Raw genomic sequence first — 23925 nt, forward strand, 5'->3', positions numbered from 1 at the left:
AAGCCTACCCCCTCCGTATCTTGAGCGAGGAATTAGGCTTATGATTTTCAACAATCGCACCCGTTTCTGGAAGACAGTTATTATGAATAACTACCTTCCTTCTTGCTAAAAATTTCATAACCAAAATATCCAAATAACATACCTATTCCAGGTCCCCAAGTAATTGCAGATAGAAAGGAAAGGGGGGTAAATAAGCTGAGAAGTATAGCAACAGCCAAACCAATCATCATTCCAAATGGTATTAAGCTATCTAATATATTTTGAGCACTTCTTGTTTTTTTCTTACCCAGAGTTCCTTTCTTAGACTTATGTTTCATTCTTAGAATTACAAATACTCCAATCCCACCCACTATTGCAACTGGCAGTACAATACGCGCAATTTCTAAAGATAAATTCATATTATAAACCCTCCTTTCTTTCGTTTTTAAGTTGATTAATTTTCAACATAGTTTATTCCGTTAAATGGCCCGTTTGCGGAAGATTTATCATATTTAAAATTATTCAAGATTGTATAACAAGTATAACATTATTGTTTCCAAAAAATATGGTTTCTTATCTTTGATCATTCAAAAGGTATGAAGTGGTAAACAGTCTGTCATTCAGGGTTAAAAACTATGTCAAGGATGGTTCATTTCATTGTCTGGAATCATTTTTTTATTGTCATGCAAGGCTAATGGGCACAAAACAATAATTTCAACTCCAAAATCTGCACCAAAAATCGAATCTTCTAATTTGAAATTTCTTTCAATTGCATTATGATAGAGGTGAGAAGAAATTTCGAGGAGGAATTAATATGGAGAAAAAATCCCTGTTAGATTATCAAGTGTTTGATGAAAAACGATTTACAAAGAAAAATATCTATACAAAAGCGGATAGCGTCGCATTCGTGTTAAACTTCTTTCCGGGTCAAGAAATGCCTGCTCATAAGCATCCTGGTATGAATTTAACGGCTCTCGCGATTCAAGGCAATGGTGTGTTTACAATAGATGACCGAGAAATGACAATCATGAAAGATGAACTCATTCACTGTAATGGAAACGTGATGATTGCTTTCAAAAATACGAGCACCGAAAAAACGAGTATTTATGTCATTTTGAACAAAACCGATGAATAACAAAGTAATTCTAATTATGTGTGTGCCTGTGCAACAAAAAAATTACCCAATTGTATAAAAAACGATAGAGATTAGATTATCGGTACTTAATCTAATCTCCAGTTCATAAATATGTAAACGCTGAGAATAGTCAGTATATCTTCGTGCACAGCGCACCTAACAATCTTGTACGATCCATCTCCGCTCCATTTTCTTTGAATACGCAAAAAGCAGTATACCTCCTCATTCCAAAGGAAGTATACAGCTCTTGTATGTATTGTTATACCCTATTGTAGGTCATGATAGGAGACATTCACACTTTTAATTCAGAATCGATTCTGAACCCCGTCCGAATTATCCAGCTAACTGTCAACCAACTAAAGCAACATTCGCAAAAATTGTTCGAAATTCACGCCTGCCTCGCGCGGAACTTGCTCCTTTGCCGTAGCTTCAATCGCAGCGGCTATAAACGCCTCCGCAAGCTTCATGGACTCCACTATATCCTGTCCGCGCATCATACCACCCATAATAACTGATGCAAACAAATCACCGGTTCCCGAATAGCTCTCGCCGTTATAATCTCGGATACGATAATAGGAATGATTTGCATCGACATACATATTGCCTACATAGCGCTTGTTCGTATCTGCTGGCGGCGGATTCAAACCAGTAATTATGACGTTTGCCCCTGTTATATGCTGTAGCTGATGGCCCGCCTCCTCTAGCACCTGAAAATAATCCGATTCATTTTGATAGCTCTGTAGCTTTTCATACGACAACCCTGTAAGCAAGCAGCACTCTGTAATATTTGGCGTAACAATATCTGCGCACTTCACTAAATCCTTCATACGATCAAGCAAATCGCCTGTAAACATTTTATATACCTGGCCCGTATCGCCCATTACCGGATCGACAAGCAGCTTCGTTTCACTCGAATGAAACACATGTAAAAACTGAAATATTTTATCAATTTGCTCTTTTCCTGTCACAAAACCTGTATGAATGCCATCAAAGGTTGCACCAAGCTTTCTCCATTCCTCCACAAAACAATCCATATTTGACGTTAAATCCTCACAATAAAAACTTGGATACCCAGTCTGCGCCGTTAAAATCGCAGTTGGCAATGGCACTGCCTGAACACCCATCACTGATAGCACAGGTATCGCAGCCGTTAACGAGCATTTTCCAAAGGATGACATATCCTGAATTACAGCAACTTTTTTAATCCTATTCGCCACCTAACTAATCCTACTTATACTCTCTTCATCGTATCATAATAAGGCAGAGGCGAAAATGCACTAATAACTATTACTTTACAGACAAATCAATCTGACCCCTTACATTTTAATGAAATTGGCACTTTAACAATAGTCAGCTCTTTGCTAAAGTTAAAGCACTTAAAAAAATCATTAAAGTGAGGAAGATGCAGATGCAACATATACAAAATCAAGCCTATACCAAACCACAAACGAAAACATTTGATTTAGTCATTACCGCAGTTTTAGCAGCACTTATTTTCACCGCAACAATGATTAATATTAAATTACCATTCGGGCAAGGTGGACTGATTCACTTAGGGACATCTGTGCTTTTCATCGCAGCGATTTTATTCGGTCCTAAAAAAGGTGCACTTGCTGGAGCTATCGGGATGGGCTTATTCGATATCTTAGGTGGCTGGCTAATTTGGGCACCAACGACAATTATCTCCCGCGCATTACAAGGCCTAATTGTCGGTAAAATCGCTTGGTCTAAGGGCCATAGAGGCGACAACATTGGGATAAACATTTTGGGAGCAGTTGTTTCAATGCCCGTGATGATTGCAGTATACTATATCGGGCAAGCGATTATGTTCAAAAGCTGGATTGCTCCTTTGGCATCAATTCCTGGAGACATCATCCAAAACGGTGTAGGTTTGCTTATCGCGATTCCAGTTTGTATCGCACTGAAAAAAACATCGTACTTTAAAAAGAAATTTTAATACGTACAACAAATGCACGCCATCTTGCTGTTTGCTTACAGCATAGATGGCGTGCTTCTATTTTTCTAACATACAATTTGCTAAGGGGCCATTATTTATTACTAACAATCAGTAGATATCTTAGCATAATGCATAAATAGCGCCCTCTGTAAAATGATGGTTAGATCCTTTTCATTTTAGTAGATGCGGCGATATTGTTAGTTATTTTCGGCGTTTCTATCACGCATTCTACTTATTTTCCAGCGGATTCCGTTTTATCGAAGCAGAAGGTGGCGACTCCTGTAGGAACAGCGCGTCCAACCGAGGCATCGGTGGTATCGAGGTTTAAACTTCTTCACCGATTAAAAGTAATGCTGAATGTCTTTTTTCTGTTGTCTTGCCGTCTTCTTCGATGAATTCTGGTGAAATATCTGTTTCATAGACGTCGTATTTAACATCTATAATTATCTGATTTTTATTATACTTACTATAGTTATTAGTCTCACCTTCCAATTCACCTGGAGAAAACGCTTCTAACAATTGTACTTTTATAACTCTTAACATTTCGTTCACCTCCCTCCACATTGATCAATGCGTGAATGGAAATGATTGTCTCTATTATAATTCGACATAATAAAAGAGCGCCCATAATTAAATGAGCGCTCTAGAGGAAATTAAATGTCAATGGCTAACCAACCATAGTATGCTAAAAACATTAATGTTCCTATTAGAAGAATAGCATGATTTATAGTTGCGAATACGTAATAGTAGTGAAATATTTCGTAATACACAATACCAAAAACTCAACTTTTAGAGTATTAAAAAAGCACTTATATATTGTTTTTAACGCTTAGTTTCAAAATAATCCGAATGGAAATATATGGAAAGAGATTGCATGAAAATCATTTTTATTAGGACTTACTTTTTTCAATTTAAAGTGCCCATTATTCTCTTTATCTATATGCATTTTTATGTATTTCACTATATCAACTACTATTGTTCATCGAATTCATTTGTCGGGCATTAAAAAGAGGTACGCTGTGCAAGAAAGTACAAGTTACTTTATATTCAAGCCCTTAATTGATAAGAACAATTTCTGATAGAGTGATTCTACATGCGTCACCTCGATACCTGCTAGCTCTATCACTGACAGCGTATCACGGTTTAAATGACAACCATCACAGATTTTAGTCCACAAAGGATTCAGGATGTCTTGCGTTTTTCCGAATACAGGTCGATCCATACGTACATGCTCAAAAAACATAATTTTAGCACCCGGTTTACTAACACGCCGGATTTCTTCCAACGCTTTTAACGGATTTGGAATCGTACAAAATACAAGCGTTGCGATAACTGTGTCAAATGTATCATCCTCAAACGGTAATGATTCGGCACTAGCTTCCAATACATCGATTGGCACATTTGCTTGCTCCAGGCGCAGCTTCCCCCGCTCACTCATCAAAGGATTCGGTTCAATTGCAGTAACTTGAGTAGCACATCGATAATACGGGAAATTAACCCCTGTTCCCGAGCCAATCTCCAAAACGTTTCCCCCAGCTTCACGCACAAGCTCAGTTCTTATTTTTTTAAATCTTGTCGCTTCTAATGGCCTCATCGCCAAATCGTAAAGCTGTGGAAACCAACTTCCCATGCAATCAGCGCCTTTTTTTGTTTTGTATAGTGCTTGTGTAAGGAACTTTTAAAAAAGGTACCCGTGTCAGACACAAGGACGAACAATTTACTCATTCTAATAATTATACAGAAAATAAAGGAAAATCGCATATTTATTGATTATTTTATTATTATACAATTGTATTGCATTCACTGAATAGGGTCTCGCATAGTTACCCAAAAATGATATCAAAAAAGCTTGTTCAGTATATATCCTGAAACAAGCAAAAATCTCAATTACCATTTGTTCAAGTAACTATTTTAATTCCCCTAAAATAGTTACTCACTATCTCGTGCATACCGTAGCCAATGAATAGTAGTAGAATGGATGCTACTAAGACTCCCAACTCCTACGCTTTACGCACCAGCAGATTTTGACCGATCTTTCAATTTTTGATCCAGTTCATTCAGCCGCTTCATTAGTTCATCATATTCAGTCAAGCTGATGTTGCAAAGTTGGATTTCTTCTGCGATTCGTTTCGTGATAGGACCCTTATCGCGGTGCGCTTTTTCCTCTAAATAAATAAATACTTTTCGTTCATCTTCTTTTGAGCGTTCTTTTCGTACCCAGCCGTTTTCCTGCATACGTGTAATCATCGGTGTCAGCGTTCCTGTTCCCAGGCCTAGCCGTGTGCCGAGTTCTTTCATCGATACTTCATCTTTTTCCCATAACGCTAAAAGCACCAAATATTGCGGATACGTCAAACCAAACGGCTGCAACACACTTGTATATAGCTTATTAAACTCTCCGGCAGTTTCGTATATAGCGAAACAAAGCTGATTGTTTAATGACAGAAAATCCTTCACGATAAAATCTTCTTCAAATCTTCCTCTATTTTCCCAGGTTCAGTTTGTGGCGAATATCGCTCAATAACCTCTCCATGCTGATTCACTAAAAACTTCGTGAAATTCCATTTGATTTTTTTCGAAAACAGCCCTTTTTTCTCTGTTGTTAAGTGAATGAAAAGTGGATCCGCTTTGTCACCGTTTACGTCAATCTTTGCAAAAATGGGGAACGTGACACCATAATTCACTTGGCAGAATTCTGTTGTTTCGTTTATATCGTCAAACTCTTGATTATTAAATTGGTCGCATGGAAATCCCAAAACTGTCAGCCCTTCATCTTTATACTTTTCATAAAGCGACTGCAATCCGCCATACTGGGGGGTAAGTCCACACTTACTAGCTGTATTTACAATAACTAAAGGCTTGCCTTCATATTCTTTTAGTGACAGGCTTTCCCCATTTGTTTTTTTTACTTCAAAATCATAAACTGATACCATTTTAAAGCTCCCCTTTATTTAATGATTATTTCAACATCAACGTTACCATTGAGTGCTTTAGAGTACGGACAGTAATGGTGCGCTTTATTCACATATTCTTCCGCGATGGAATGGTCAACACCCTCAATTGTTACTTCGAGTTTGACGCCAATTTTAACACCTTTATCTTCTTTATCTGGGTAAAGAGAAACAGTCGCTATGACTTCACTGCTTAAAAAGTCAACTTTCCCTTTTTCCAACTGTAACTCAAGCGCACTGTTAAAGCATGCGCTGTAGCCTGCAGCAAATAGCTGCTCCGGATTCGTTGCAGTTGTGACATTCCCTCCTAATGCTGCTGGTTTTGCAACATCCAAATTGAATATATTGTCAGGTGAATAGACATAGCCATCGCGCCCGCCTGTGTTAATAATCGTCGTTTCATAAAGTGGTTTCATGTCAAAAACTCCTCTTTCTTTTATTTAAATCGTGTACAATCAAATCGTACACGATTTAAATAAAGAATGCAAATATAAAGCGGCCATTACACTTCGGACAAGCAGTATGTAAAAGCGAGGCATCATGCTTGGACATCTTTTTCGCATGACTCGTATGTGAACGTGCCGTCCGTTTGGTATCTTTTGCTTTTCGAATCGATTGCATGTGCTTAGCCTTGAAAAGTTTCCTGTCATTTTTAACTAGGGCCAAAAGTTCCGAGAGCTTTTCATTGATCCCCTTCACGGTAGCCTCACTAATGTGCTGCTCCTTGTACTGGCTGATTGTTGTTAGAAGATCAGGGAACTGGATAACATGTGCTGAGGTGAAATCCTTATTGAATTTAAATTTAGAGTTAGGTGAAAATGCGATGATGGAACAGACATCCTGCATTTCTTCTTGTCCTATGTAGGTAAGCAAAGCTTGAACATGGCCGCTTATTGCTCATTTTCTCGTCCTTCTCATTTTTTGCATTTCCTACTCATTTACCTTTTGTGCCCCACTGTTGCTGGTGTCGCTGCACTCCTTCTTCTCCGTAAAGTGTACGTACAAACACTTCTTCTGCACGTTTCGTTCGGATATTGATGGCGAACTTTTGCTCACATACCGCACAATTAAAGAAGTCCGGATCGCCTATCGCTTTCAAAGTGAAAAATTCATCTTTGATTTTCGAGAAATCCCCTTTGAGCCATCTGTCCAAAATTGCTTCCTGCTCAGAACCTTTCACGGCAAAACGCTCAAGATAGCGAATGTTTTCCTTCGCCAACTGACCGAATGAATGGCCCGCCCAGTACATACTTGCGTCCGTATAGCCTTTGTTTGTTATATCCGTAATTAGATAATCGTACGGATCGTGTGTGATTTTCTGCGACAGCATGCTGAGCATCGCCAGGGCAACCTGATCGGGTTCACCTAATTGCTGTTCAGAGACACGTGCAAACTGACCGCGTATCCGCTCTGCCGGATCAACTGGGTCATTCATATGTATCAACCGATGTAGAATTACAGAGTAATGCACTCGTGTAACAGACTTATCGGGATTATAGAATCCGAAATCCCCTGTAGTAATTCCGTTTGAATAAAGTGCACGTATGTAGTTGCTTGCCGGATGGTCTTTCGGCACGTCCATGAAATCGAGTTCCACTTTCACTTTCAGATCAAATGCGATGGTCAGTACCTTCGCCATCTCTGCACGGGTAATCGGTTGATTCGGATAGAGGTTACCTTTTGCATCCGGTTCAAAAATACCGGCTTGCTGCAGTTTCTTCACGTCATTGAAAAATGCATTTTCCGTCGATACATCCTTGAACAGGACGAACGGCTTTGTTGCCGGCAATTTTACCGCACGGTTAACGAGCGCTGCCGCATGTTTTCGCGAGATGACTTCCGCCGGTCTGAATTCCCCGTTTTCATAACCGCTTAAAATTTGCTGGTCCCTCATTTCATGTACAATTTCAACATACAGACTGTTCTTTGATACATCTGTAAACGGACTCTTCACTATCGCTTCAGCATCTACAGGCATAACCATGGCAGGCATAGCGAGTGCCGCCGCGAGGGCGAGTTTCCATATCTTTTTCTTCATTGAATTTCCTCCGATCTGCGCTCTCACTGTCGTGAGCAAACTACAGACGCGATTTCCCGAGAAAAGTTTCATTTTTTTCATTGTGGGGTACCTGTGCACGAAATCTTCCTGTTTGTTTCAACAATCGGATTTATTTCACGGAAGGAATAACCTAGTATTGTGTGGTGCACAGCCAGCCATCACTAATAAAAAGCCCATTCCAAAATAGGAAGGGCTTCTATGCGTTATTCAGCAATCTGCACACTGATGATATCCTTCACCTGCATGCGGTCCCTTCCAAAAGGACTATCAACCGTAATCCACATTGACTCAACATTTATTTCTTTTATGACGCCCATGTATAAAACGCTTTTCCCTTTATCCCATAACTTTACCTGTACTTCGCATTCTCTTTTTTTCGCGACTTCTATTTCGTACTGAATAGCTTGTAAATCAAAATCATCAAGTTCAGGACGTCCTTCATAATGATCTTCATTCTGCCATCTGCGCAACTCTGCGACGTGCTCTGACAGCATCATGGCAGTCCATTTAATATTGCCACGATCTCGTATCATGATATACCTCCCATTATTTGTGACCGCCGACTAACCTTGAACGACCGATTGCGGTACCATCTTCCGTGAGCGACACGGCCCGTAGGATTGATGTTGATCCGTATTTATCACGTATATTATCCATAACCATTCCTAATTTACGATTCCGTAGTTTATGCCCATCGAAAAAGCTTAGTTGCATGGAAGTTTCATCTTCTAAATTGGTTATTGAGATCGTGATTTTTCGCACAGGGCGGCCATCGTGAAATTTATCAAATAGAGCGATACATGTCTTATATATTTTCATTGTGTCATTTGTGGCTTCTTCTATAGATAGCGACCGACTAAATCCACCTCCGAATGAATGCTTACTATAACCAATCCCAAGATGGACGGTCCTACCCTCTCTTCTGCCTTCTCTTGCCCGACGAGAAACATCCTCACACATTTCCAAAATAACGACAAGCACTGATTCCCGGGTCACGTAATCCCTGTATAGCGTCTGCCCTTTGCCGTAACTTTTCACTTGACCTTCCAAGAGTGGAGCACCCAGTTCTGACAAATCAATTCCCCATGCGTGATGATAATATTGGTTTCCCATAACACCAAACTTCTTTTCAAGTCTTTCCAAATCGGCATGCGCTAGATCCCCAACCGAGTATATACCGATGTTATTCAAAGACTTCTCCGTCTGACGACCAATTCCCCACATTTCACTTAATGGTGATACTGTCCACAGTTTTGCCGGCACATCTTCAAAGGTCCATTTTGCAAAACCTGTTTTCTTCGCTTCTAAATCCAACGCCAATTTTGCCATTAACATGTTAGGACCCATGCCAGCCGTTGATGGTAAATTAAGCGTTTCCAGTATTTCTGCTTGTATATCCTTAACCGTTTCCACCGGGTCACCCCAGAGTTTCTCGGTTCCCGTTAGGTCAATAAACGATTCATCAACCGAATAGACATGTATAGCCTCTGCAGGCACGTAATTGTGGAGGATATGTGTGATTGCCATGGACATTTTGAGGAAATAAGACATTTTTGGTTCGAACAAACGGATTTCGGGATGACTAGGGATTTCAAATAAGCGATTACCTGTCTTTATACGAAATTTCTTTTTCATCGCGGGACTGGCCGCAAGTACGACCGACCCTTTTTGTTGTAGGTTGCCGACGACCGCGATTGGCACAGTACGTACATCTAAATTGTGCAACGTAGCCATGCAGCTCGCATAGAAGCTCATCATATCGATACAGGCAATTTGTTTGGTTGGTTGCCCCTTATATATCGGATGCATTTAACTTACGACTGTCAACGTGCGTGGTGATGAATTTACAAAGTTTATATACCCATTTTCCCTCATCCTATCTAAATGACCGTGGACTGTGGATGGTGATTTGAGTCCGACTGCTGTAGCAATCTCCCTAATCGTTGGTGGATACAGGTTTTCTGCTGTATAGCTTTTAATGTATTCTAAAATATTTCTTTGACGTTCGCTCATTAAATAACAGCTCCTTTGGTATGGTGTTCTCCGGACTTCGTAAAATAGATGCTTATCAATTCCTCGGTTCTGTTTCGTAACCGAATGTTTAAATATTTACGTCGTTCTTCGTGACCATCATGCATAAATACGTACTCTGTAAACGTTCCATCGTTCAGTCTTTTAATTACTATCATTTTATTACGCTTCAAATATAGATTCGTTTCTTTCATTTCATGCCTTGCAGCCTTAAGTGCACCTTCAATAATTTCGACATAAGGTTTTTTCAATTTGAATGAACCAATTTCAATTTCACCACGATCCTTCTCCAATACATTAATAATTATCGGTAAGTAAATCATGTTTTCGAAATAAGGTATTGCCTCAGATGGAATGAATCGCACGACTTAAATCACCAGACTTTCTTTATATACGATGGGAACAAGTGCGAGCACGTTATCAATTGTAAAAGTTCGCCTGGATTTACGTAGAAAACAGTATGCACAAAAAGATACCACACCGACCTGCAGTACATTGATTGTTCTTTTGCTGATTGCCCCATTTTTTGATATGTACATCATATCTAAGACGTAATTTCCATTCATCGACTTAATTAACTCAACACGCACATCTGTTCCCTCCTTTTGTAATTAGTATACGGAATATACGTTCTTATTGCAACCACAAATATCCACTTAACAATAGTTACCATAAATGGATTATTCGTTAAGTGTTTGCTTGCTACTTTTTTAGTCATTTAAAGTATTAGTAAGTCATGTGTCAGATTACTTTTCTTTCATAGTCGGTTTTGCGGGGTCAGGAACAACCCTCCATGAATAGATGCCGTCCTGAAACGGACTTAACTTTATTGTGTCCTAGATATATACTTATAGATTCAAAAAAAAGGAACCTTTCACAGCAAAACTCAGCATGTTTCACTTGCAAAAAAACAAATCTGAGACGACGGTTAAGGCTCTCCAAGATGAAGGCGCTGACATTACAGCGCCTGCTTAATTTCCTTTGTCTCGATTTTCTTTCCCAATGTTATATCGAACATTAATATGGTTTACACTTGGATTGTTGAATAAATTAATCGGATAAAAGTAAGGATAGGAGCGGGATAATTATGAAGTATTTCTTAGTTGGATTTTCACACACGGATATGATTGGTTGGAAGAAACATGTAAATGCCCATATTTACTATTTGGAGCAACTCATTGGTGAAAAAAAAAGCATTGCTCATATTCCACGTTAAAGACCGCAACGAGCTACAAATTTTGCTGGAAAATGATCCATATTGGTATGAGGGATTAGTAGCTGATTGTAGTATTAATGAATGGGACCCAATGTTTGGTTCCCTCCAAATGCCACGACATAAGCTAATGATTAAATTGAGCAAGCTTTTAAACAAATAGCAGGTACACTGGATAATAAAGGAGTGGGAGACTATAAAACGTGAAAATGCAATCAAATTAATACACGAAGGATTTGAAAATGTTGGCCATGGCCTGGCAGCGATCGGAGACGAAACGAGACAAAAGATTATTCTGACACTCCTTAATGAGAATTGTTATCCGGGTATGCGAGTTGGTGAAATAACTGAAAAGGTTCATTTATCAAGACCTGCAGTTTCTCGCCATCTACGCATCCTCAAGGAGGATAAAATCATCAGTATGAGAGAAGAGGGATAAAAAAATAATAAATTTTAGTAGTCTTGAAAAAGGATAACTGCTTGAATAGGTGAATATAGCTACATCGTATTAGGTTACTCTACCATTGATTGTGGAGTGCCTGTGCACGAAACTTTCATGTTTGTTTCAACAATCTGATTTTATTTATGGAAGGAATAACCCAGAATTGTATTTGAATTGTGTGGTACACAGGCAGGCATCACTCGAATTACACCCATGCTTGGCACACCAAAAAGCGTATAATAGGTGATCACTATTTTACACTTAGTTGAAAAGTAGTCTATAAACATTTCATTACGGTATCACCAAAGGTTCTAACATCGGATAAATAATCGAAACCATTTGGAGAACCGAAACTATTAAAAGCACGCACTACAACAATATCGTGTTGAGGTATAACTAATAAAGTAACGCCCGTATATCCTAGTATTTGATAAGAACCTTTAGGAACAAGCATTCCAATTTCAGATTTTTTGGAAGGTAAATCCTTAACAAACCATAAGAATCCGTTTTGTGGAAGATCTGAGTCAATTGATTCTGGACTTTGTAGCGAGGTGGCTAAAGTAATAATTTCACTCGGGACGATCTGTTTTCCATCTATGAATCCTTTTTTCAGATGAAGAGATCCCCATTTTGCTAACTCTCTTGCTGATACGTACATATTTCTTTCGTCTCCAGCTGTGCTTTTCCCGTTATACCAACTTGAATCATTGGGTTCTCTAATTACCTCAACTAGATTTTTGTTTGTTTCTGCGTACCAACCAGTCGCTCTTAAATTCAATTTCTTAAAAACCTGTTCAACTAAAATTTCTGCAACTGTTTTTCCAGTTACATTTTCTACAATCTTCGTCAACGTATCTATTCCGATACCACGATAAGCCCAACTTTCCCCTGGCAAGAACTCTCGCAGTATTTTCCCTTCACTATATTTGAGTCCATGTGTATGAGTTAACAGATGTCTAAGAGTTGTATCTTCGAATAATTGCGGCTCACATGTAGAATAATATTTTGTTACCAAATCATCTATCGATTCTATATAACCTTTATAAATAGCGTATGCAACAGTAAAGCCTATGTAACTTTTCCTAACTGAAGCAATATGAAATTGTGTATTTCCTTGAATTTTTCTGGCATCTAGAGCTTTGGAATGCTTTCCCCAATATTCTTCTAAAATAACTTCATCGTTTTTAATAATGAGAAGTGCAGAACCTGAACAATCTACTACTTCAGAAGTGTTTTTGACATGAGATAGAACCGTACAAAATTTCTGACTAATAACCATAATTTACCCACTCCCCTAATACTATCGATCAATTCAATATTCGACATAATATTAGGTAATCCTCTAGTCGAACAAGAGATTGGATAACCATTCCGCAAAAATATCGATTTAATTACGCAACTGGTATGCATCTCGCATACACCATAGGTTAACATAACACCAATTCTCGGAATTAGTTACCTCCATTACTCAATAAGAATAAGCTGCCATGTAAAGGGAGCGGATTCTGTGGTGTCTGACTAAACATCTGTATCACGGTTTCTCTGAAAACCTAAATAACCTTCAAACATTCCGAATGCCGCAGCTAAAAGCCCTATCGTGACTTCGATTGTCATAAACTCTTTATTTTTGGGTAAATAAAAGAACGTTGATTGGACATTCTTTTTGAGGCGTAATATCATTACTCAATTTCACATAATTTCAATTCTGAAAAACTTTTCCTGATAATTTCTTCAGAATAAAAGTTTATTTTTCCACCTTCCGTAACCTCTCTGTATTTTACTCGGTAGGTTTTATCGTTTATCCTAACAATATCCGCTCCCATCATCAATTGCGCAGTTTGAAAATCAACAATACCTTCACTACTTCCTCTAGCTCCGAGTCCAAATTCAGTAATAGCATAAACTTTGACAGACCCATTCATAGAACCACTCCTCTGACATCTGATACTTTAACACTCTAACGCTTTACCGTTATAATACTACAGTTTCAGACATAAAAGGAACGAAGATTGCATTTAACCCACAATTTTTTAAATATTCCCTACCTCGTCATTGTTCCATTGTGTTTTAGAGGGATAAGAGATGACAAAGGATAGTAGTTCGCGCTTCATACTGACCCTACAGACCATTTAGAAACCCCAAGTTAAAGGTACAGGACTTGAACAGTAGCATTCATAATTGTCCAGGCCTGGACCGGCTAATCGCTTGATTCGTCCCTTTACGGCTCCTGAATAAATAGGCTTCCGGATCCCCCTATGTTATTTCTAATTTAAAGAAATAAATTGTGTGCTGCACTGGCAGCCATCACTACCTTAAACTAAAATGCCTGCCCCCAATTAGTATTGGAAGCAGGCATTATTTATACGAATGAAAATTGAGAAAGTAGTGCATTAATTATTAATGGTAGTAATGGACTCGAGTCTCAAAATAAAGCACGACTTCAAGTAGAAGTATTGGAACTTATTCCCCCGCGAAACGAACTAATCATAAATAGAATGCAGAGGAGAGTTCTTATGAAAAAGAGATTGGGCCTAATTGCAATTTGCTTACTGGTACTATTTGTAGTATTTTATAGACCTTTGCCTGCGGCGGCTTGTTCCTGTATGGTTCCACCACCCGCAGATATAGCACTAACCGAAGCAACTGCTGTTTTTAGTGGCGAAGTAATTACAATAGAAAAAGGTAAGGGTGTGGATGGGGAAAGCGGAAAAACAGTTCGTTTCAAAGTGGCGGAAGTATGGAAAGGTGTCGACAACGCGGATATTTCCGTTTTCACAGGAAATGATTCAGCAGGTTGTGGGATAGACTTTACGATCGGGAAAGAGTATTTAGTGTATGCTCACAATTGGGATATGGATGGAAAGTCCGTACTTTCAACTACGCTTTGTGACCGGACTGCTGAGCTAGCAAATGCTGCTGACGATATTACATTGATTGGTAAAGGCACAGTTCCTGAACAAAATGAACAAACTCCAGATAAGAATGATAAGCAGTACTACTTATACACCGGGGCGCTAGTTGTGGCAGGATTAGTTAGTATTTTTGTTTGGATGCGTTTAAGAAATACTAAAGCTTAAATATCTACTAACCAAACTAGCACGACAGTACAGCATAATTGCACTTCTGTTGATTAACCATTTACTTGCATAAAACACTAGTGAGATGGGCTCGAAAACCTCCATTTCCACTAGCTATTTTCCGGTTCGCTTTCGGCGAAATATTCATGACAACATCTTTACCCAGGGGCAAGTGTATAAGCATGTTGCGAATAGTTGCCGTTCGCTTCCCTACATTAGTCAAGTGAAAAATGCAGATATGTTTGAAAGAAACGAATTAGATAAGAGGTATCTGTGTCAGACACAAAGACGTACAATTCATACGGCTGAGTAATTATATAGGATATAAATAAAAATCGCACAGGTATTAATTTAATCTGTATTAGTATAGTATTGCATTGTATTTACCGAATAGTTCCGCTCACAGGGTTCCTAAAATAAATTTAAGCAAATAAAAAAAGACCCTACATATAGGGTCTTTTTCTAGCTATTATTAAGCTTTTTGAACGTTTGTAGCTTGTAGGCCACGTTGTCCTTGTTCAATTTCAAATGTTACACTTTGACCTTCGTCTAAAGATTTGAAACCTTCGCTTTGGATTGCTGAGAAATGTACGAATACGTCTTCTCCTGCTTCACGCTCGATGAATCCAAAACCTTTTTCTGCATTAAACCACTTAACTGTACCTTGTTCCATAATTGTTGCCTCCTAGTGCGGTTATCCACACAATGTGTTACTACCCTTGCTCAAATACTTAGACGAAAAACAAAATCTTTTCTCAATCTGAAAACGAACAAAAATAACTCTTTCTTAGAGTAACAGATATATGTTAAAACAGCAAATGGTTTGGCTTTAAAGACCAATGCCTTGAGTGAAGCATTGAATAGCAAACAGGATGTACAGGATAAAGATATTTGGTCATAATTCTTTAACGTCTTAGCAGTTCTCGCTGTATTAACAACAGGTATTGTTGCTGGAACTGTCTTTGCATACGCCAACTCAGTCATGCCTGGTCTGCGTAATTCAGATGATCGTACCTTCGTCCTTTCTATTAGACACTTGACCTCATCAGTAGCCAATCCAATTTTTCTATTGATTTCAAATGGTGCTCTTATCGCGCAAATTGGTTTTGTTGTATTAGCCGGTTCCTTGCAGCAATTTGATAAAGTCGTTTTAGGATCCATCGCGTCGATCTTTTATGTCGCTACTTTACTTATCACTTTCTTAGGTAACCTGCCGCTGAATAAAGCGATTATCTCTGCAGAGCTACCTGAAAGCGGTTCGCAATGGAATGAACTTAGAGTCCGATTTGAATCCCGTTGGACGTTGCTGAACCACTTGCGTACCTTAACGTGCATTTTGTGAGTGCGACCGCACTATTAGTAGCGTTGCTCATTAATTAGTGGAATGAAGAAGGGATAGTAGAGTATCTCCAAAGGAATTCATCAACTTACCCAGGATTTATTTCCACTTCATAAAAATAACCGCTACATAAATCGACAATATAAATATAAGCGTCAAATAACGTCCACCTGTCATACGGGTGGCCGTTATTTGACGCTTACGTTTAAAACGTTCAAAGGAATCCATCGGCATTGATTCAAACTACTTTAATTCTATCTTTATCTGCTGTTCGGATTTATTTTCAAATTTGTTATAACGGAATGCAAATTCAATCGTACGTTGTTTCAATTCCAATGGCTGTCTATCTATAGGCACAGACATAACTACAATCCGTGCAATTGGAAATTGTTCCGCTAACTTCAATGCAAAAATGCCTCCTACCGGTATTTCTTGGTAGCTTTCTAGAGTATCCTCCCACCTATCGTCAATTGTGTAAGGAATTAATGCCTCTGCTTCCTGTCCATGGCCCCTATATAATGAAGCGAAACAAGTAAATCCAAATGACTGATGATTTGATTTGGCAAGCTCATTCATGTCTCGCGTATGACTCGTAAAAGAATGGAGTAAGAGAACAGCAACATCATTTCCTTCTATAAAAATCGATTGGGCTTTTTTAATACGCATTCCCTCACCTCGCACTAAGACCAATTCCCTAGATAAAAATACAGCTAAAGGTTTACTTATATACCATGTAAAACGACAGATACTAGTTTACTTGATTATCGTCTCCACACATCAGCATATTCTTTTTTCTTTTCAAATTCTAATTTGGCAAATGGGCACAAAGGTATAATTGTTTTATGTTCTTCCCGCGCTTTAGTAACAACTTCTTTTACAAGGGCTTGTGCAATACTTTCCCACTTAATGAACCATCAACAAATGTATGATCAATAATCGCAGTGATGAATTACTACTTCAAAAAAGTGATGAATTATCACAAAGAGTAGTTGAATTAATTGAAGATAAAAGAAGCTTAATAATTATTTAAGAATTACATAAGAAGTGGCTTAGAATTACTCCGTATCATGAACTTATGAACACGAAACAAAATATAGGAGGTAAACAAGTTGAAAGTAATTAAAACTAGAATTCGTGTTGGAAGATTTATTTTCCTCACCCTTACAACCCTTTTCACCATATGTATCTTGGTACAGGTTTATCTGGCCGGAATGGCGGTCTTTGGAAATCCTCGAGTTTGGGTAAAGCACATCATTTTCGTCCACTTATTTGGGTTTAATTTACCGATTTTAATGATTATCTTTGCCGTTGTAGGATCTATGCCACGATGGGCGTACTGGAATACTTTCGGAATATTTGTATCCACATTCCTTATGTACTTCACCGCAAATATTAATGCAATTTTGCCATGGATGGGGCCAATTCATCCAGTTTTAGCTATACTGCTATTCGTTCTACCATGTTCAATTATTATAAAAACATGGGGTTTGATCAATAACAATCGAAAGGTGAGATATTAAAGATGAGATTATTATTGGCTATATTGATGGGATGTATTGGAGGCTTTATGCTCGGAATTGTATTATCCGAGTTAATAGGCGTATTCGGAATGGTCCTATTTAATAAACCAATTGGGATTAAGTATCTACCATTTTATACTGCCATACTTTGTGCAGTTATGGCATCTATTATTAGTCAAAAAAACAAATACAATAATAAGGGGTAGAGGTAAATGTTTTTAGCATTTAAGGAGTTAAGACAATCAAAGATTCGATACGCATTAATTAGTGTAATCACGATTGCTGTATTATTTTTAGTGTTTTTCGTCACAGGATTAGCTAATGGATTAGCCTTTGGAGACAGCTCTTCCATTAAAAATATACAGGCAGATTATATTGTGATGAATAAAGAGGCTGATGGCGCCATTATAAAATCGGATTTAACCGCAAAAGACGTGGAAATCATAGGCGAACAATTAGGAGGAAATGCCTCACCTTTAGCAATTACCATGTCAGCTTTAGAAAGAAATCAAGTAAAAGATGTCGATGTTGTATATTTCTCCGTTGATTCAGACAAATATGAAAAAATAAACGTTATAGAAGGAAAAGACATCAGCGAGTTATCCGTGAATGAAGTGATAGCTGATAAAAGTATAGAAATGTTTGGACTGAAACTAAATGATCAGATTATAGACAAGAACACAGGGAAGAAACTAATTATTGCTGGAATTACGAAAGATCAAACCTATTCTATGATGCCCGTTATCTATGCTGATTTTGAACTGGGCATGAATTCTCTTTATCAAAATAAGCTATCGTATAATGCAGTCGTTTATACGGGGGGAAAAACCTCGATTATTGGGTATGACATAATAACACCCGATGATTCCGCAAAATCTATACCTGGTTATAAAGAAACACAAGGTTCATTAATGATGATTGTTGTCTTTTTGTTTATCATTTCTGCGTTTGTTTCAACAGTTTTCTTTTACGTCATTACTTTACAAAAAATAAACCAATTTGGAATTTTAAAGGCAATAGGAGCGAATACATCCTATATTGCAAAAAGTATTATCATCCAAGTTACGCTAATTACGATGATTGGCTTAGTATTTAGTAGTTTATTTGTTTATGGAATGACACAAGTAATCCCTGAAGGAATGCCTTTTCGAACTTCACCTACTTTAGTACTTGGTACAGCTGTTTTATTTTTAGTTCTTAATCTTTTAGGTTCATTACTATCTGTGAGTAAAGTTGCGAAAATTGATGCACTTGAAGCAATTGGGAGGATTGAATAATGAATGAGGATATATTAATACTGGAGCATGTACAAAAGAGTTTTGGTGATGGTGATTCTTCTATCACCATATTGAAAGATATTTCATTAACAATAAAAAGAGGAGAATTTATTGCCATTGTTGGACCATCGGGTTCTGGTAAAAGTACACTTCTATCCATTATTGGTGCATTATTATCACCTAGTAGTGGGAAGGTGATAGTAGATCAAAAGGACATAGCAGAATACAAACCGTCCAAGTTATCGTCCGTACGAAAAGATAAAATAGGGTTTATATTTCAATCATCACATTTAATCCCCTATTTAAATGTAAAGGATCAATTGATGTTAATTTGTGATATTTCCAGAGCAAACAAAAAGGAATATGAGAAAAAGGCTACCGACTTAATTAGTCACCTAGGATTAAGCCATAGATTAAAGACATACCCAAACAAGTTATCTGGCGGTGAAAAACAAAGGGTTGCGATTGCAAGAGCATTTATGAATGATCCTGATATCGTATTGGCAGATGAACCGACTGCAAGCCTAGATTCTGAACGCGGAAAACAGGTTGTTGAAATGATATCTAATGAAGTGAAGTCAAGGAATAAAGCAGCAATTATGGTGACACACGATGAAAGAATACTTCACTTATGTGATCGAGTATTGCGTATAGAGGATGGCCAGATATTCGAAGTGGTATAATTTAAACAAAGCTATAAGGGGCTGTCAATTATGACAGCCCATAAATTTATTTCTCCTAGCCATTATGTCATTATGAAGAATAAAAAATTTCACTTAAGAAGGTGTATCGTATTGTCTATTAAAAAACGATTAATTTTCTCTAATATTGGAATGATTATTATTCCGATTATCGGGTTTTTAATAGTGGAAATAGCTTTGGGTTACTTACTATTTTACGTTTTCCAATGGAATCCACAAGGTTCGGCATTGAAACTGTTTATAAGTTATCGATTTATTGCTATGGCACTAATTTTGATCATTACAAACGGCTTATTAACTTATTATGTGTCAAAAAGTATAATTTCCCCAATTACCAAACTCTCTCTTGCTGCTAAGAAAATCAGTGAGGGGGATTTAGAGTATAGCATAAGGTCTAACAAGCAGGATGAATTAGGTGTGCTGACAAACACATTTGAAGCGATGCGGATAAAACTGAAAGAGGCAGAAACAGCCCAATTACAATATGAACAAAACCGCCAAGAACTGATTGCAAGCATTTCGCATGATTTGAAAACACCACTGACATCTATCAAAGGCTATGTGAAAGGTATTCAAGATAAGGTGGCTGATACCCCTGAAAAATTAGAGCGATATATGGACACGATTTATAGAACAGCAAGTGAAATGGACGGCCTAATCGACGAATTATTTTTATACTCCAGATTAGATTTACAGCATGTCCCATTTGATTTTGAAAAAGTGGATTTATATGCTTTTTTTGCCGATTTTGTTGATGAGTTAGCGTATAACTTGGATATAGAAAAAAGTACTGTAATGTTTTCGGCAAATCAGAACGAACCCTATATCGTTGAAGCCGACAGAGAAAAATTAAAACGAGTTGTAACAAACATTGTACAAAATAGTATGAAGTATATGGACAAGTTTCATAAAGAAATCCAAGTTTGTTTATCATCTAGTTTTGATGAAGTTATTGTAGAGATGAAGGATAATGGAAGTGGCATTGGAAAAGAAGATATTCCGCATATATTTGATAGTTTTTTCCGGACTGATAGCTCAAGAAACTCTTCTACTGGTGGAAGTGGCCTTGGGTTATCGATTGTAAAGAAGATAATTGAGGAACATGGCGGAACTGCTTGGGCTGTTAGTAAATTGGGCGAAGGTACAAGTATTTATTTCAAATTGAAAAAGGTGGTCTGAATGCAAAGAATATTGATTATTGAAGATGAATTGGACATTGCTGAATTAGAAAGGGATTACCTAGAGGTGAACGGCTTTGAAAGTGATATTGCTACGACGAGTGAAGAAGGACTCCAAAAGGCAATGACCAACACCTATAGCCTCATTCTATTAGATTTAATGCTTCCCGGGATAGATGGATTTGAGCTATGTAAAAAATTACGCGAAACTTTAGATATCCCCATATTAATGGTAACAGCTAAAAAAGATGATATAGACAAAATTCGTGGATTTAATCGAGGCGCAGATGACTATATTGTCAAACCATTTAACCCGAATGAGTTGGTCGCACGGGTAAAGGCCCATATTTCAAGATATGACCGATTAACAAGTCTTGAACAAAAGCAAGTTGATATTCAAATAAAAGGTTTAATCATCCAAAGTAAATCACGTAGAGTGATTCTTAATGGTGAAGAAATAATATTCACAGCGAAAGAGTTTGACTTGCTCACATTTTTAGCTACAAACCCGAACATTGTATTTAACAAAGACCATTTATATGAACGAGTTTGGGGATATGATTCAATCGGTGATACGACAACAGTCACTGTACACACTCGGAAGATTAGAGAGAAAATCGAAGAGGATCCTTCTAACCCGCAATTTATAGAAACAATATGGGGTGTGGGTTATCGGTTTAAGAAATAAAGGGATCCGTGGAAAGTTGTCTCAAACAAATTTAACGTAATATAAACTAAAATAAAAGTAGAAATAAGATGAGGATCTCGAGAAAAAAACAGGCAGTAAATGCGGTGAAGGTTGCTGTGATGGCACTATCGAGTGAGTATGGTAACGGTTGTAACGCTAATCGACCTGAGGTGATTTCTTTGACTAGGAAGACATCATCTGTATTTTTGACAGCATTCTCCTTCTCTTCGAAGAAAGTGAAGCGGAAACAAAATTGTTGATTTTACAGGTAGGATGTGGTGTTTACTGAGTAGAACTAGTGAGGGACTCGAAAACTTGGAATAAACAAATATTGCACGAAGTTGAACGATGTGATCCATCTCGGCTAGCATGACTCTTCCATAACTGGGTGCAATTGTGTAACAAAAAAATTCTATATTCTAAAAAAGCTCAGATTTAATCTGAGCTTTTTGTATGCTACTTTTAGTGTTGATGCATTCTTGAAAAATAAAAGATTTGAATCCTTAGTGTGTGGTGCCTGTGCACGTAACTTTCATGTTTGTTTCAACAATCGGTTTTGTTTCATTTAGGCAGCCATCACTCATTTATTGCATGGTGCATAGGCACGCATTTTCACTCATAAACCAAAAACCCTCCGACCGATTGCTCGAGCAGAGGACTTTTATTTCGTATCTATGCTTATTTAACAGAATGGCATCACTGCTTTACATACGCCTTCAGGTGAATCATGCTGTAATACTTTCAGAATCAGCTGATCACGCCAATGCCGAGTAAAATACCGAGTACAAATGAAATGACCCACAGTGTCCAAACACCCAGACTTAATTTGTGGAACTGGTGTTTTGCTTTTTCATCACCTTTGGTATACACCCAGACAGCCCATAGAAAGTGTAACGCCATTAACACAAGAGCTGCGCCGCCTGTATCGTCTATGCCCTTCTTCTCAAGAAGACACTACGACCATTCCCTAGAAGATTTTGTATTAAAGATATCCAGACATTATGGTCAGGGTTTGGAGATTTAGATTTCCCCATTCTTGCTAACTGCTGTTCATACCAACCAATTTCTAACAAGGAAGCACTCTTGTCTATTTGTTTAATCCCCGTTCGGATTGGTTTTGCATGAACGGTTTCATAACTGCCATTAAAGATTCTATTTGCCAAGTCCGGCACTAAGGCAAAAGGTCTTGCAATTCCAACCATATCAATTTCTCCGTTCGCAATAGCTTCTTCCATCCCTTTTTGAGAACGAAAACCGCCTGTGACTACTAGTGGAGTAGAGATTAATTCCTGAGCCTTTTTTGCATAGTCTATAAAATAGGCTTCTCTATTTTTTGTAGTTTCTTTTACATCTGCGCCCATCATTATCGGATTCTCGTAATTTCCCCCAGAAATTTCAATGAGATCAATCCCTATTTCGGACATTTTCTGAAGGACTTCCATAGACTCGTCTTCAGTAAATCCACCCTTTTGAAAATCAGCTGAGTTAAGTTTAATACCGATTGGAAACGATCTCCCGACTTGTTTCCGGATTTCTTTATACGTTTCTTCCAAAAACCTCATTCGATTTGCTAAGGTTCCTCCCCATTCATCTGTACGTTGATTGTGGTAAGGGGATAAAAACTGGTTGAAAAGGTATCCGTGTGCTGCATGGATTTGAACACCTGTAAAGCCTGCTTTTTTTGCAATTCTTGCCGCTTCTCCAAATCGGTTAATCAAATCTTTAATTTCAGACACCTGAAGAGCACGTGGTTGGTTAAAGAAACGTTTTAAACCTCCTGTAAGAGGAACCGCACTTGGTGCTACAGGTTCTTTTGAAATCATTTTGGGTGATTGCTTCCCTGGATGATTAAGCTGCATCCAAAGGTGAGTCCCATTTTCAGTTCCCGCTTTCGCCCACTTCATTAGCATAATTAAATCACGTTCATCTTCCACAGCAACGTTATTCGGCTCTCCTAAAGCATTTCGATCTATCATAACGTTACCTGTCATGACAATACCCGCCCCCCCCTCAGCCCAGGTTTTATATAAAGTAACCAATGATTCACTTGGATTTTGATGAGCCGTTCCCAACGCTTCACTCATGGCAGATTTAAAAATTCTATTCTTAATGATTGTTCCATTTGGAAGTTGTAGAGAATTACCCAAAACGGACTTTGATTGATTCATTTTTAGTCTGTCTCCTTACTATTTCAAATATGTAGAAAATGCAAAGGTATTGATTTATTTTGTATTATACAATTGTAATGTATTCACTGAATAGCGTCACGCACAGTGGTCGACCCCCTTAAAACGGACAAAATAGGGTATAGAATATACAAAGCCTTATTATTCTATTTAAAGGAGAGGTTATTATGTATATCCGGAAAAAGTTAAAAA

The 23925-nt window shown here is 38.0% G+C and carries 33 protein-coding genes and 1 pseudogene; 12 read left to right on the forward strand and 22 right to left on the reverse strand.

The genetic code is table 11. The features are described from left to right. Window positions 1-80: 80 nt before the first annotated feature. A complete protein-coding gene (locus I2484_RS11870; RefSeq protein WP_207151237.1) occupies window positions 81-398 on the reverse strand; it encodes a hypothetical protein in 318 nt (105 codons plus the stop codon). A gap of 395 nt (window positions 399-793) precedes the next feature. Between I2484_RS11870 and I2484_RS11875 the strand changes: the two genes are divergently transcribed. Beyond that, complete coding sequence (locus I2484_RS11875) at window positions 794-1114, forward strand: cupin domain-containing protein (protein ID WP_207151238.1); 321 nt, start codon at window positions 794-796, stop codon at window positions 1112-1114. 356 nt (window positions 1115-1470) lie between these two features. Here I2484_RS11875 and I2484_RS11880 read toward each other — a convergent pair whose 3' ends face one another. Continuing rightward, a complete protein-coding gene (locus I2484_RS11880; protein WP_207151266.1) occupies window positions 1471-2319 on the reverse strand; it encodes a pyridoxamine kinase in 849 nt (282 codons plus the stop codon). A 203-nt stretch (window positions 2320-2522) separates the two neighbouring features. Between I2484_RS11880 and I2484_RS11885 the strand changes: the two genes are divergently transcribed. Next, entirely contained in the window at window positions 2523-3071 is a 549-nt protein-coding gene (locus I2484_RS11885) for an ECF transporter S component (RefSeq protein ID WP_207151239.1), read from the forward strand. Window positions 3072-3395: 324 nt separating this feature from the next. Here I2484_RS11885 and I2484_RS11890 read toward each other — a convergent pair whose 3' ends face one another. From I2484_RS11890 to I2484_RS11940, 11 genes are all read right to left on the reverse strand, one after another. Beyond that, window positions 3396-3614 carry a hypothetical protein gene (locus I2484_RS11890; protein WP_207151240.1) on the reverse strand — a complete coding sequence of 73 codons (219 nt, stop codon included), beginning with the start codon at window positions 3612-3614 and terminating at the stop codon, window positions 3396-3398. Window positions 3615-4107: 493 nt separating this feature from the next. Beyond that, the gene (locus tag I2484_RS11895; protein WP_207151241.1) at window positions 4108-4701 is read right to left on the reverse strand and encodes a class I SAM-dependent methyltransferase; all 594 of its coding nucleotides are present in this window, start codon (window positions 4699-4701) and stop codon (window positions 4108-4110) included. A 377-nt stretch (window positions 4702-5078) separates the two neighbouring features. Continuing rightward, window positions 5079-5528 carry a transcriptional regulator, SarA/Rot family gene (locus I2484_RS11900; RefSeq protein WP_207151242.1) on the reverse strand — a complete coding sequence of 150 codons (450 nt, stop codon included), beginning with the start codon at window positions 5526-5528 and terminating at the stop codon, window positions 5079-5081. Further along, entirely contained in the window at window positions 5525-6004 is a 480-nt protein-coding gene (locus tag I2484_RS11905) for a glutathione peroxidase (protein ID WP_207151243.1), read from the reverse strand. Before I2484_RS11905 ends, I2484_RS11900 begins: the two co-directional genes overlap by 4 nt. Before the next feature lie 14 nt (window positions 6005-6018). Next, complete coding sequence (locus I2484_RS11910) at window positions 6019-6438, reverse strand: organic hydroperoxide resistance protein (protein ID WP_207151244.1); 420 nt, start codon at window positions 6436-6438, stop codon at window positions 6019-6021. Window positions 6439-6493: 55 nt separating this feature from the next. After that, window positions 6494-6868, reverse strand: a complete 375-nt coding sequence (locus tag I2484_RS11915; RefSeq protein WP_207151245.1) for a hypothetical protein — start codon at window positions 6866-6868, stop codon at window positions 6494-6496. Window positions 6869-6956: 88 nt separating this feature from the next. Further along, window positions 6957-8060, reverse strand: a complete 1104-nt coding sequence (locus tag I2484_RS11920; protein WP_207151246.1) for an S-layer homology domain-containing protein — start codon at window positions 8058-8060, stop codon at window positions 6957-6959. A 224-nt stretch (window positions 8061-8284) separates the two neighbouring features. Further along, the gene (locus tag I2484_RS11925; protein WP_207151247.1) at window positions 8285-8614 is read right to left on the reverse strand and encodes a YolD-like family protein; all 330 of its coding nucleotides are present in this window, start codon (window positions 8612-8614) and stop codon (window positions 8285-8287) included. A gap of 13 nt (window positions 8615-8627) precedes the next feature. Next, the gene (locus I2484_RS11930; RefSeq protein ID WP_218627998.1) at window positions 8628-9890 is read right to left on the reverse strand and encodes a Y-family DNA polymerase; all 1263 of its coding nucleotides are present in this window, start codon (window positions 9888-9890) and stop codon (window positions 8628-8630) included. Then, window positions 9891-10094 carry a LexA family protein gene (locus I2484_RS11935; RefSeq protein ID WP_207151248.1) on the reverse strand — a complete coding sequence of 68 codons (204 nt, stop codon included), beginning with the start codon at window positions 10092-10094 and terminating at the stop codon, window positions 9891-9893. Then, window positions 10094-10477 carry a YhjD family protein gene (locus tag I2484_RS11940; RefSeq protein ID WP_207151249.1) on the reverse strand — a complete coding sequence of 128 codons (384 nt, stop codon included), beginning with the start codon at window positions 10475-10477 and terminating at the stop codon, window positions 10094-10096. Before I2484_RS11940 ends, I2484_RS11935 begins: the two co-directional genes overlap by 1 nt. A 722-nt stretch (window positions 10478-11199) precedes the next feature. Here I2484_RS11940 and I2484_RS21515 point away from each other — a divergent pair. Further along, entirely contained in the window at window positions 11200-11328 is a 129-nt protein-coding gene (locus tag I2484_RS21515) for a hypothetical protein (RefSeq protein WP_255551359.1), read from the forward strand. Between the two features lie 193 nt (window positions 11329-11521). Then, window positions 11522-11764, forward strand: a complete 243-nt coding sequence (locus I2484_RS11950) for an ArsR family transcriptional regulator (RefSeq protein WP_207151268.1) — start codon at window positions 11522-11524, stop codon at window positions 11762-11764. Between the two features lie 280 nt (window positions 11765-12044). Here I2484_RS11950 and I2484_RS11955 read toward each other — a convergent pair whose 3' ends face one another. From I2484_RS11955 to I2484_RS11965, 3 genes are all read right to left on the reverse strand, one after another. Continuing rightward, window positions 12045-13046: a serine hydrolase domain-containing protein gene (locus tag I2484_RS11955; RefSeq protein ID WP_207151250.1), complete on the reverse strand. Its 1002-nt coding sequence runs from the start codon at window positions 13044-13046 to the stop codon at window positions 12045-12047. Between the two features lie 239 nt (window positions 13047-13285). Beyond that, window positions 13286-13447: a hypothetical protein gene (locus I2484_RS11960; RefSeq protein WP_207151251.1), complete on the reverse strand. Its 162-nt coding sequence runs from the start codon at window positions 13445-13447 to the stop codon at window positions 13286-13288. After that, window positions 13447-13689, reverse strand: coding sequence for a hypothetical protein (locus I2484_RS11965; protein ID WP_207151252.1), 243 nt, complete (start codon window positions 13687-13689; stop codon window positions 13447-13449). The genes I2484_RS11960 and I2484_RS11965 overlap by 1 nt, the downstream gene beginning before the upstream one ends. A 591-nt stretch (window positions 13690-14280) precedes the next feature. Between I2484_RS11965 and I2484_RS11970 the strand changes: the two genes are divergently transcribed. Then, complete coding sequence (locus tag I2484_RS11970) at window positions 14281-14844, forward strand: hypothetical protein (RefSeq protein WP_207151253.1); 564 nt, start codon at window positions 14281-14283, stop codon at window positions 14842-14844. A 472-nt stretch (window positions 14845-15316) separates the two neighbouring features. On the opposite strand, the gene I2484_RS11975 is transcribed toward I2484_RS11970, so the two are convergent. Beyond that, window positions 15317-15517, reverse strand: a complete 201-nt coding sequence (locus tag I2484_RS11975; protein WP_025783429.1) for a cold-shock protein — start codon at window positions 15515-15517, stop codon at window positions 15317-15319. 309 nt (window positions 15518-15826) lie between these two features. On the opposite strand from I2484_RS11975, the gene I2484_RS11980 reads away from it, so the two are divergent. After that, window positions 15827-16186, forward strand: coding sequence for an anthrone oxygenase family protein (locus I2484_RS11980; protein WP_255551362.1), 360 nt, complete (start codon window positions 15827-15829; stop codon window positions 16184-16186). A gap of 96 nt (window positions 16187-16282) precedes the next feature. Here I2484_RS11980 and I2484_RS21520 read toward each other — a convergent pair whose 3' ends face one another. The 3 genes and pseudogenes from I2484_RS21520 to I2484_RS11990 form a co-directional block, all read right to left on the reverse strand. After that, window positions 16283-16417, reverse strand: a complete 135-nt coding sequence (locus tag I2484_RS21520) for a hypothetical protein (RefSeq protein WP_255551363.1) — start codon at window positions 16415-16417, stop codon at window positions 16283-16285. A 9-nt stretch (window positions 16418-16426) separates the two neighbouring features. After that, the gene (locus I2484_RS11985) at window positions 16427-16849 is read right to left on the reverse strand and encodes an alpha/beta hydrolase (RefSeq protein ID WP_207151254.1); all 423 of its coding nucleotides are present in this window, start codon (window positions 16847-16849) and stop codon (window positions 16427-16429) included. Window positions 16850-16944: 95 nt separating this feature from the next. Beyond that, window positions 16945-17120 (reverse strand): annotated as a pseudogene (locus I2484_RS11990) (GNAT family N-acetyltransferase); the annotation flags it as partial. Window positions 17121-17292: 172 nt separating this feature from the next. Between I2484_RS11990 and I2484_RS11995 the strand changes: the two are divergent. Genes I2484_RS11995 through I2484_RS12020 form a run of 6 tightly spaced genes read left to right on the forward strand, consistent with a single transcriptional unit; the run spans window position 17293 to window position 21547 of the window. Further along, window positions 17293-17703, forward strand: a complete 411-nt coding sequence (locus tag I2484_RS11995) for a DUF6220 domain-containing protein (RefSeq protein WP_207151255.1) — start codon at window positions 17293-17295, stop codon at window positions 17701-17703. 2 nt (window positions 17704-17705) lie between these two features. Then, window positions 17706-17909 carry a DUF5957 family protein gene (locus tag I2484_RS12000; RefSeq protein WP_207151256.1) on the forward strand — a complete coding sequence of 68 codons (204 nt, stop codon included), beginning with the start codon at window positions 17706-17708 and terminating at the stop codon, window positions 17907-17909. Between the two features lie 6 nt (window positions 17910-17915). Further along, window positions 17916-18980 (forward strand): FtsX-like permease family protein, encoded by a 1065-nt coding sequence (locus tag I2484_RS12005; protein ID WP_207151257.1) that lies wholly within the window; start codon window positions 17916-17918, stop codon window positions 18978-18980. Beyond that, a complete protein-coding gene (locus I2484_RS12010; protein WP_207151258.1) occupies window positions 18980-19663 on the forward strand; it encodes an ABC transporter ATP-binding protein in 684 nt (227 codons plus the stop codon). The genes I2484_RS12005 and I2484_RS12010 overlap by 1 nt, the downstream gene beginning before the upstream one ends. A 30-nt stretch (window positions 19664-19693) precedes the next feature. Next, the gene (locus I2484_RS12015; RefSeq protein WP_255551367.1) at window positions 19694-20860 is read left to right on the forward strand and encodes a sensor histidine kinase; all 1167 of its coding nucleotides are present in this window, start codon (window positions 19694-19696) and stop codon (window positions 20858-20860) included. Continuing rightward, window positions 20861-21547: a response regulator transcription factor gene (locus tag I2484_RS12020; protein ID WP_207151259.1), complete on the forward strand. Its 687-nt coding sequence runs from the start codon at window positions 20861-20863 to the stop codon at window positions 21545-21547. A gap of 747 nt (window positions 21548-22294) precedes the next feature. On the opposite strand, the gene I2484_RS12025 is transcribed toward I2484_RS12020, so the two are convergent. Together I2484_RS12025 and I2484_RS12030 are read right to left on the reverse strand one after the other, a co-directional pair. Next, on the reverse strand, window positions 22295-22453 hold the full coding sequence (locus tag I2484_RS12025) for a hypothetical protein (protein WP_207151260.1): 159 nt from the start codon (window positions 22451-22453) through the stop codon (window positions 22295-22297). A 23-nt stretch (window positions 22454-22476) separates the two neighbouring features. Continuing rightward, window positions 22477-23715: an NADH:flavin oxidoreductase/NADH oxidase family protein gene (locus I2484_RS12030; RefSeq protein ID WP_207151261.1), complete on the reverse strand. Its 1239-nt coding sequence runs from the start codon at window positions 23713-23715 to the stop codon at window positions 22477-22479. Window positions 23716-23925: the final 210 nt, after the last annotated feature.

The organism is Sporosarcina sp. E16_8, assembly GCF_017347095.1.
Classification (GTDB): Bacteria; Bacillota; Bacilli; order Bacillales_A; family Planococcaceae; genus Sporosarcina.